The following is a 9,493-nucleotide window of genomic DNA, read 5'->3' on the forward strand; positions in this document are numbered from 1 at the left end:
TAATTTTGAAAAAAGTATGATACTCGAAAATATAGAATTTTATAAATACCAAGGGACAGGTAATGATTTCGTTATGGTGGATAATCGTGATCTCCAGTTTCCGAAAAATAAAGAAATCATTGAAAAACTTTGTGATAGAAGGTTCGGTATCGGTGCAGATGGTCTGATCCTTCTGGAAAATGATGATCTCTACGATTTTAAAATGGTATATTATAATTCTGACGGCGGCGAAAGTACTATGTGCGGAAATGGCGGCAGATGTCTGGTAGCTTTTGCTTTTTTTCTTGATATTTTTGAAAGCAGATGCCGGTTCATCGCTATTGACGGTGAGCATGAAGCAGAAATCCATAGTGGAATTGTTAAATTAAAAATGATTGATGTTGACCATATTCTTGCTGAAAATGGAGATTCTGTTTTAAATACAGGATCACCCCATTATGTAAAATACATTGAAAATTTGGTTAACTATAATGTGTTTGCAGAAGGAAAAGGAATAAGAAATTCTGAAGATCATAAAGAAAACGGTATTAATGTCAATTTTGTAGAGAAAGTAAGAGATGATGAAATTTTCGTAAGAACCTATGAACGAGGTGTGGAAGATGAAACATACAGCTGCGGGACAGGTGTTACGGCCTCCGCTTTAACTTTTCTGCAAAACAGCCATCTAACTTCAGTAAAAGTTAAAACTTTAGGTGGCAACCTTAAAGTGTATGCTGAAAGAGATGGGAACGCTTTCAAAAACATCTGGCTGGAAGGCCCGGCAAAGCAGGTTTTCAAAGGAAAAATCAATCTTATTTAAACAAAACCTTAATCGATAGTCAATGAAAAAAACTATTCTCCTGATCATCCTTCTTATTTTTGTTGTAGGTGGATTTTTCGGCTTTAAATTTTATACCAAATATTACGGGAACAATATTCAGAAAGATGGTTATGTACTGATTCCACATGATGCATCATTCAGGCAAATTCTGGATTCGGCGGCAAAGTATGTTGATAATAAAGAATCTTTTGAAGCTGTTGCTAAAGAAAAGGATCTTGAAAAGAATTTCAAGGCCGGACGTTATCACTTCCGTAAAGGCTTGGGAAATACACGCCTTGTAAATATGATTAAGGCAGGCAATCAGGCACAGAACAGTTTTAGAATCGGAGATTTCGGAGACGTCTACCAAATGCTGGGTAAAGTTACCAGAAAAACAGAACTGGATTCTTTAAAATTTGTAAACGATCTTAATGCCATTGCTACAGAAAAAGGCTATAATAGTGCAGAGGATCTTAAAAAATATTTTTTCATCGACACCTATAATTTTTTCTGGACGGTAACTCCCAAGGATTTTTTTAACCGATTTAATGACCAGTATAATGAATTCTGGAATGCAGGCAGAAAGGCAAAAGAAGAACAGTCAGGTTTAACAAGAGATCAGATCTATGCATTGGCTTCCATCGTGTATAAAGAATCCGGAGGAAAGAAAGATGAAATGAAAACAATTGCCGGCCTTTACCTGAACCGTTACAGAAAAGGAATGAAACTGCAATCCGATCCTACCGTAATTTATGCCATTAATAAACAGACGAATTTCAAAGAGCCGCCTATCAAAAGGGTTTTTTATAAATATCTCTCAACACCCTCTCCGTATAACACCTATGCAAATAAAGGTATCCCGCCGGGACCAATCTGTATTGTAGATAAAAGTTCAGTAGATGCCGTTTTAAATGCAGAAAAAAATGATTATATATTTATGTGTGCTGATCCAGCCAGATTTGGCTACCACAAATTTACCGCAAGTGCCGAACAGCATGCCATCAATGCAAAGGCATATCAGGACTGGCTAAATTCAAAAAATATAAAATAAGAAATAAATTTAACTTTATTTTAACAATTTAATAATTAACATTTCGCATTTTAAAGCGACATATAGGTTATAAATAATAAATTATTACTCAATATTGTGGTATTACCTTAATTAATAATTTCACAATATTAAGTAAGATCTTTCACGATATTTACACAAAAAATACCTTATGAATCAGACGGAAATCATTAACATTTTTACAAAAAAAACCTTAGGGCTTACTTTTGTACTTTCGGCAGCGGCGTTTGCTTTTGGACAGGAGAAGGTAGGTATTTCCGGGACGATTGTTAGTAAAAACAATCAGTCCGTTCCTTATGCTTCTGTTACGTTCAGTAATAAAGCAAACAAATTATTCAGTGATGCAGCACTTACCGATGAAAAAGGGCAATATAAGCTTGACCTTGCACCCGGAGCTTACGATATTACTGTAGAGGCTATCGATTACAAAAAAAGCGTTGTTAATAAACAAATCACTGCTGCCGGCAATATCGGAGCATTCTCTATTGACCCTGAAACCAGCTCTACCAATCTTAAAACAGGAGATATCCAAGGCGTTGTCATTACCGCACCATCCACCAAGCCTTATAAAGTAGAATTGGATAAAAGAACGTATGATCCGTCTCAGGATATCGTGAGCAAAGGCGGAAATTTACAGGATGTGTTATCTAATGTTCCTTCCGTTTCAGTAGATACGGACGGTACAGTCTCTATGCGCGGAAGTTCCAATGTAAGGTTTTTAATTAACGGAAAGCCTTCTGCGCTTCTTGGAATTGATGATGGCGCCAATGCTTTACAAAGTATTCCGGCTGATCAGATTGAAAGAATTGAGGTGATTACCAACCCTTCCTCGAAATTTGAAGCGAGCGGAACAGCAGGTATTTTGAACATTATTTTGAAGAAAAGTAAAAAGACAGGTTTCAACGGCAGTGTAACCGGAACTTTAGGATATTTGCCACAAACGAACCTTAATACCAACCTCAGTTGGAGAAAAGGAAACCTTACATGGTTTCTTAATGGTGGCGGTGGTTATAGAGAATCTAAATTTACCAATAGAAACAATGCAACTTATTTTAATGCTGTAAATCCCAAAGACCGGTTAAAAGCAGACCAAGAATCAATTACCAATAGTAAAAATGATAACTATAATGCTTCTACAGGTTTCGTATACGATTTTTCTGACAAAACATCTTTCAATGCATCGGGAACGGTAAGAACTTTTGACAGCCAAAATAACGGAACCGTTGATTATAATTACCTTTTATTAAACGGAAGTGCTCCTTTTACATTAAGAAAAAATACGGGTTCTAACAACAACCTTGCCTTCCAGGGAGATTTTGGTTTAGATCATAAATTTGATGATAAAGGACAGAACTTATCATTATCATTAAGTTTGCAGAGAAGCAGATCATATAATGATACGGATGTTTTACAGACAGACAACAACATTTTTACGCTACAAAATATTATTGATCAAAATACGATTAATAAAACACTAATCGGAAAGGCTGATTACGAACTTCCTATTGGTGAAAATTCTAAGTTGGAAGCTGGATACAGATTAGATATCAATCAGAATACCTATGATAATGATGTTTCTCAGAGAACTGCTATTGCAAATGCCTTTTTCTTCTTGCCTGATTTTACTTATGATGCTCTTTATAAAGAAACATTTAATGCAGGCTATGTTCAGTTTAAAAGTAGAATAGGTAAATTGGGTTATCAGGTTGGTTTAAGAAATGAAAACTCCCAAGTAGATATAAAATATCAGAATTTAAATCCTCTGACACCGATTATCGATAAATCTAAGAATTATAACAACTTATTTCCAAGTGTTTTCTTAAGCTACGAAATTGCAAAAGATAATCAGTTCTTGGTTAATTACTCAAGAAGAATTGACCGCCCAAGATCTTTCTTCCTTATTCCTAATCCCAGTTATACGGACAACCAGAATATCTTTGATGGAAATATTGATCTGAACCCATCTTATGTAGATTCTTATGAGTTCGGATACAGTATTTCTAAAAGTAAATTTACCGTTAATCCTACTTTATACTTCAGACATTCAACTGATGACGTAAAGATGGTAGTTTATACTGATGCTCAGGGAGCTTTCCATACAAAACCTGTCAATTTAGGAACAGATGACCGTTATGGTTTAGATCTTAACTTTAACTGGGATGCTACAAAATGGCTGAAATTATTAGGTAATGTTGATTTATTCGGTTATAAAACAACAGGTGTTTTCGATGATCCGCAACTTGTATCTAAACCACTTTCTTTTGAAGGTTCCGGATTTTCTACAAGAGCAAGATTAACCACAACCTTTAAAGTTGACAAAACATTTAGCTTCCAGTTTCAGGGTAATTACAGAGGAGCACAGAAATCCCAGAACCAAGATAGAAAAGATATGTATTCTATCAACTTCGGAGCTTCAAAAACCGTGTTAAATGGTAATGGAACAATCAGTTTTAACATCCAGGATATATTTAACACAAGAGCAATGAGAAGCCTTACAAAAACAGCTGATTTTGATCGAGATTCTTATATGCAATGGCAGCCTAGACAGTTTGCTTTATCGTTCACCTACAGATTTAAGCAGGGAGAAAAGATTGAGCAGCCAAAAAGAAAAAAAGACGTTAATGCCAATGCTACAGGTGATGATCAGCAAGGACCGATGTAATTGTAATAGATACATACCAATAAAAAAATCCCGAAAATATTTTCGGGATTTTTTTTATTTTTCAAGTTCAGCAGCTTCCATTCTGGAAAGCTTTGCCAATTCCGCTTCGTAAATTCTCTTTCTTAGGTCGCTGGAAGAAAAACGGTGGTCTCTTTTATTGTAAAAAATTTCGATTCCTTTTTCCTCACAATATTTTTTCCCGGTAAAATCCCTGTCAAGATAATCATCCCCGATAACTCTTACATCAATAACAAAAGACTTCAGGATATCCAGAAGATCTTCTTCCGTGTAATAAGGAATAATCTCGTCTACAGCATTTACTGCGCGCAACTGAATATACCGCTCTACAATAGTCTGTGTGGGTTTATTTTTATTAGGACGGTCGTGGGACGGATCAATCTGTAAACCTACGATCAGATAGTCGCAGACTGTTTTTGCTTCCTCAAGCATTTTGATATGACCGGCATGTAATAAGTCAAATGAGGAAAATGTTATGCCTATTCGTTCTGTTTTCATATAATATAAGGATGTTTAGCTTCAAATCCAGCTTAAAAATAAAAAGCATTATTGGCAGCTGAAATTCATTTTTTTTAATTTAAGCGTCAACTTTTAAATAATGCTGCCATTGCCAAACGGTTTTAAGCGCTTCTTCCAGAGAAGTTTCAGACTTCCAGCCAAGCTCTTTCTCTGCTTTATCGACATTGGCATAAGCAATAGTAATATCCCCTTCCCTTCTGTCGCAAATCTGATACGGAACTTCAACGTTATTTGCCACCTCAAAAGCTTTTACGACTTCCAGGACAGAAGATCCTTTTCCGGTTCCGAGGTTGAAAATATCAATTACAACTTCGTCAGAATCATTTTCTATTAATTTTTTTAAAGCTGCGACATGCGCCTTGGCAAGATCGACCACATAAATATAATCTCGTACTGCCGTTCCGTCTGCCGTAGGATAATCGTTCCCCCATATGTTGAGCTTTTCGCGGATTCCTGCCGCTGTCTGCATCACATAAGGAACTAAATTATTAGGTACACCGATAGGCAATTCTCCGATTTTTGCGGATGGATGGGCACCTATTGGGTTAAAATATCTCAATAAAGAAATTTTACGGTGGTAAGCTTTTGCAAAATCAATCAGGATTTCTTCTCCCATCTGCTTTGTTTTGCCGTATACGCTTTCAGGCATTTTTAAAGGAGTTCCTTCATGAATCGGCATTTGGTCAGCCTGTCCGTAAACGGTACAGGATGAACTGAAGATAAAATTGGAAATTCCTCTCTGTTTAAATTCCTGCAGAATATTAATTAAAGTAAACAGATTGTTTTCATAATAATCAACAGGCTTGAGCTGACTTTCACCTACCGCCTTCGAAGCCGCAAAATTAATACAGCCATCAATATGATGGGCATCAAAAACCTGTGAAAGAAGCTCTTTTCTTTTTAAATCGAAAGGATAAAAAACAGGTTTTTTTCCTGTAATTTCTTCAATATTTTTCAAAATGAACCTTTCTGAATTTGATAAATCGTCTATAATAACGACTTCAAAATTATTATTCAAAAGTTCCACTACTGTGTGTGAACCAATATATCCAAGACCTCCGGTAACGAGTATTGCCATATTTAATTTTTATGACTTTGTACACTATAACAAAGCCTGTGTTTAGTTTTTGGTTATATAATATCGAGTTAATCTGCCAAACTGACGGATATTAAGAAATATCGTAAATATTCAATATCAAATCAGCATTATTTTGTACAGAAAAATTAAAAAATTACGTGATGATATGATCAGAATAATAAATCCTTCTTCAATCAGCAAACTTTATTTCAAACGGAATTCAAAAAACGGGCCGGTTTATTGTAATTTCATTATAATTTTATAATATACAACATAAAATAAGCCCATAATTCATTTATCATTGATTATAAAATAAAATTTCATAGAAATAATTGCTATTTTCACACACCATCGCTAATAAAATGGTATGTATAGGGTATAAAAATAATCTTAATTATTCACTAAAATCAGAAGCTTATTAATTTTGATTTGAAATTACCTATTTCATAAATTCCAACACAGCATCCGTGATGTATTTTAGCTGTTCCTCATCAAGCTCTGTATGCATAGGAAGAGAGATGACCTGATCCAGTAATTTATCAGTATTGACAAAATCCGCATCGTTGCTTTCCTGGTAATATGCTTTTTGCTTTCTCAGTGCTACCGGATAATAAATCATAGCAGGAATTTCTTTTTCTGTCAGGAATTTCTGTAAATCATTACGTTTTCCATTTATAATCCTTAAAGTATACTGGTGAAAAACATGGGTGGAATTCCCTGCTCTCTCAGGTGTCAAAATATCTGGATGGTTTGCAAATGCTTCATCATAATAATCAGCAGCTTTTCCTCTTGATTCGTTATAATTATCCAGATGTGGAAGTTTTTTCCTTAAAATAGCTGCCTGAACACTATCCAATCTTGAATTTACACCAACTTCATCATGATAATACCGTTCATACATGCCATGATTTACAATGCCTCTTAAACGGTGGGCCAGTTCATCATTGTTAGTAAAAATAGCACCTCCGTCTCCGTAGCATCCCAGATTTTTAGAAGGAAAGAAAGAGGTGGTGCCTACCGTAGACATGGTTCCCGCTTTTTTTACTGTTCCATCTGAAAAAGTAAATTCAGCACCAATGGCCTGCGCATTATCTTCAATCACATATAAATTATGCTCTTCTGCAATCTTTAGAATCTCTTCCATATCTGCACACTGTCCAAAAATATGCACCGGAATAATTGCTTTTGTCTTAGGCGTAATCGCTTTTCTGATGGCTTCCGGCGAAATGGTAAAGGTATTATAATCGACATCTACCAAAACAGATTTAAGCTTAAGCAAATGAATCACTTCCACCGTAGCGGCAAATGTAAAATCTGCTGTGATGATTTCATCTCCCTCTTTAAGATCAAGAGCCATTAAGGCAATTTGAAGGGCATCCGTACCATTGGCACATGGAATCACATGGTTTACATCTAAATAAGATTCCAATTCATTCTGGAAAGACTTTACTTCCGGGCCGTTGATAAAAGCCGCAGAATCCATTACATTTAAAACCGCATTGTCCACATCATTCTTTATTTTGTAATACTGACTTTGTAAGTCAACCATTTGAATCTTTTTCATAGATAAATATTTCTGTAAAAATAAGGATTTTAACATCCTGTCAAAAATTTTATTGATTTTGTTTTATCTTTATACAAAATAAAGATATGAAGAAAACTATACTTTTTTGTCTTTTAGCGGGTTACTCTCTAAATTCTGCACAAACATCCCTTGTTTTCGTATTTTTTAAGGATAAGCCCAACAAGGCTGCTTTTTATGCAAATCCTCTGTCCGAACTTTCCCAGAAATCCCTAAACCGGAGAACAACTTTGGGCATCGCACTGAATGATCAGGATGCACCGATCGAACAGTCATATATCAATACTATCCAGAGCATGGGATTTGCTGTTACGGATTATTCAAAATGGCTGAACGGTGTCGCCGTGAATGCAACCCCGGCACAGATATCCATACTTCAGGCACAGACCTATGTTCAGTCGGTAGAAAGCTTTGCCAAAAATTCTGCTGGAGTGCCCAAATATAAAAATGTTAATAAGTGGGAAAACCATTCAATTGTTCCCACAAATAAAACCTTAACTACATTTGATTATGGTTCCGGCTCTCAACAGATCGATCAGGTGAATCTCCGCCCGCTCCATCTGGCAGGATACACAGGAACGGGTGTAACCATAGCGGTGATTGATGCAGGATTTCCTTATGTTAATACGGGATCGGCTTTTTCCAGATTATGGATCAACGGCCACATCAAAGGCGGATATGATTTCGTCACAAAGGGAACTGATATTTACAATACTTCAATCAGCAATCATGGCTCAGTGGTTCTGGGAGCCATCGGAGGCTATAGTCAGGCTAGTTTTGTGGGAGCTGCCCCGGATGCGGATTTTTATCTGTACCGGAGTGAAAATGCAGCCGTGGAAATTCCTGAAGAGGAATTATACTGGATTGAGGCCGCTGAAGAGGCAGACAGAAAAGGGGTTGATCTTATCACAACTTCTTTAGGATATTCTACATTTGACGACCCAAAATATAATTATAGCTACGCTAACCTGAACGGAACCACTTCTTTCATTGCAAGAGGTGCTGAGATTGCTGCTGATAAAGGAATTTTCACATTATTCGCTGCCGGAAACTCCGGAGCGCAGCCATGGCATTATATTCTGACCCCAGCAGACAATGCGAAGGTGTTTTCGGTTGGCGCAGTTAATTCTACAGGGACTTCCTCCGATTTTTCTTCATATGGCCCTAATGCTTCAGGAGTGGTAAAGCCGGATGCGAGCACTAGAGGCTCCATTACTACTTCCGTTGACAACAATTCTACGGTACTGGTGAACGGAACCTCAATTGCCACACCGATTGCTGCAGGAGGCGTTCCCTGTTTGCTTCAAGCTTTTTCCGGTATGAACCGAGAGATGATGAGAAACAGGTTAAGACAAACTGCATCTCTATATCCAAATCATACCGATCAGATGGGTTATGGTATTCTGAATTTCGAAAGTTTTTACAATACGGTATTGAACACTTCAGAATTGGTCAAACATGAAAAACTTTCCATCTTCCCGAACCCGGTTAAAAATATTGTGAATATTGCTACCGAAGCAGAAATTCTTTCTTTAGAAATCTATGATCATTTAGGCAGACTGATTACTAAAATCAACCACCAGAAATCTGTAAAAGCAGATGGTTTTGCGAAAGGAGTTTACTACCTGAAAATCCATACGAAAGATAAAATTTATTACGAGAAATTTATAAAAGAATAAGAGAAAGAGTTGAAGTTGTTTAAACTTATTTAGGAAAAAGAGTTCCGAGAAAATTAGCAATTTTGGATTGCAATTAAAAAAGACTAA

Annotated in this window: 7 protein-coding genes; 4 read left to right on the top strand and 3 right to left on the bottom strand. The window is 36.3% G+C overall.

The genetic code is table 11. The annotated features are described in order from the left end of the window. Window positions 1–16 precede the first annotated feature (16 nt). From dapF to MKJ01_RS12655, 3 genes are all read left to right on the top strand, one after another. Window positions 17–799 (top strand): diaminopimelate epimerase, encoded by a 783-nt coding sequence (gene dapF, locus MKJ01_RS12645; RefSeq protein WP_241614382.1) that lies wholly within the window; start codon window positions 17–19, stop codon window positions 797–799. A 22-nt stretch (window positions 800–821) separates the two neighbouring features. Further along, complete coding sequence (gene mltG, locus MKJ01_RS12650) at window positions 822–1,850, top strand: endolytic transglycosylase MltG (protein ID WP_241614381.1); 1,029 nt, start codon at window positions 822–824, stop codon at window positions 1,848–1,850. A 169-nt stretch (window positions 1,851–2,019) separates the two neighbouring features. Next, the gene (locus MKJ01_RS12655; protein WP_241614380.1) at window positions 2,020–4,530 is read left to right on the top strand and encodes a TonB-dependent receptor; all 2,511 of its coding nucleotides are present in this window, start codon (window positions 2,020–2,022) and stop codon (window positions 4,528–4,530) included. 54 nt (window positions 4,531–4,584) lie between these two features. Here the strand turns inward: MKJ01_RS12655 and MKJ01_RS12660 are convergent, their stop codons facing one another. From MKJ01_RS12660 to MKJ01_RS12670, 3 genes are all read right to left on the bottom strand, one after another. After that, on the bottom strand, window positions 4,585–5,046 hold the full coding sequence (locus MKJ01_RS12660) for an adenylyltransferase/cytidyltransferase family protein (protein ID WP_241614379.1): 462 nt from the start codon (window positions 5,044–5,046) through the stop codon (window positions 4,585–4,587). 79 nt (window positions 5,047–5,125) lie between these two features. Next, window positions 5,126–6,145, bottom strand: a complete 1,020-nt coding sequence (gene galE / locus MKJ01_RS12665; RefSeq protein ID WP_241614378.1) for a UDP-glucose 4-epimerase GalE — start codon at window positions 6,143–6,145, stop codon at window positions 5,126–5,128. A 439-nt stretch (window positions 6,146–6,584) separates the two neighbouring features. After that, window positions 6,585–7,709, bottom strand: coding sequence for a DegT/DnrJ/EryC1/StrS aminotransferase family protein (locus MKJ01_RS12670; RefSeq protein WP_241614377.1), 1,125 nt, complete (start codon window positions 7,707–7,709; stop codon window positions 6,585–6,587). Window positions 7,710–7,795: 86 nt separating this feature from the next. Here MKJ01_RS12670 and MKJ01_RS12675 point away from each other — a divergent pair, with 86 nt between their 5' ends. Next, complete coding sequence (locus MKJ01_RS12675; RefSeq protein ID WP_241614376.1) at window positions 7,796–9,406, top strand: S8 family peptidase; 1,611 nt, start codon at window positions 7,796–7,798, stop codon at window positions 9,404–9,406. Window positions 9,407–9,493: the final 87 nt, after the last annotated feature.

Origin of the sequence: Chryseobacterium sp. SSA4.19, from assembly GCF_022601875.1 — a bacterium.
Classification (GTDB): domain Bacteria; phylum Bacteroidota; class Bacteroidia; order Flavobacteriales; family Weeksellaceae; genus Chryseobacterium.

Bases quoted from the DNA above. Each gene is read 5' to 3' on its own strand.
- dapF (WP_241614382.1), top strand. From the start codon at position 17: ATGATACTCGAAAATATAGAATTTTATAAATACCAAGGGACAGGTAAT.
- mltG (WP_241614381.1), top strand. From the start codon at position 822: ATGAAAAAAACTATTCTCCTGATCATCCTTCTTATTTTTGTTGTAGGT.
- MKJ01_RS12655 (WP_241614380.1), top strand. From the start codon at position 2,020: ATGAATCAGACGGAAATCATTAACATTTTTACAAAAAAAACCTTAGGG.
- MKJ01_RS12660 (WP_241614379.1), bottom strand. From the start codon at position 5,046: ATGAAAACAGAACGAATAGGCATAACATTTTCCTCATTTGACTTATTA.
- galE (WP_241614378.1), bottom strand. From the start codon at position 6,145: ATGGCAATACTCGTTACCGGAGGTCTTGGATATATTGGTTCACACACA.
- MKJ01_RS12670 (WP_241614377.1), bottom strand. From the start codon at position 7,709: ATGAAAAAGATTCAAATGGTTGACTTACAAAGTCAGTATTACAAAATA.
- MKJ01_RS12675 (WP_241614376.1), top strand. From the start codon at position 7,796: ATGAAGAAAACTATACTTTTTTGTCTTTTAGCGGGTTACTCTCTAAAT.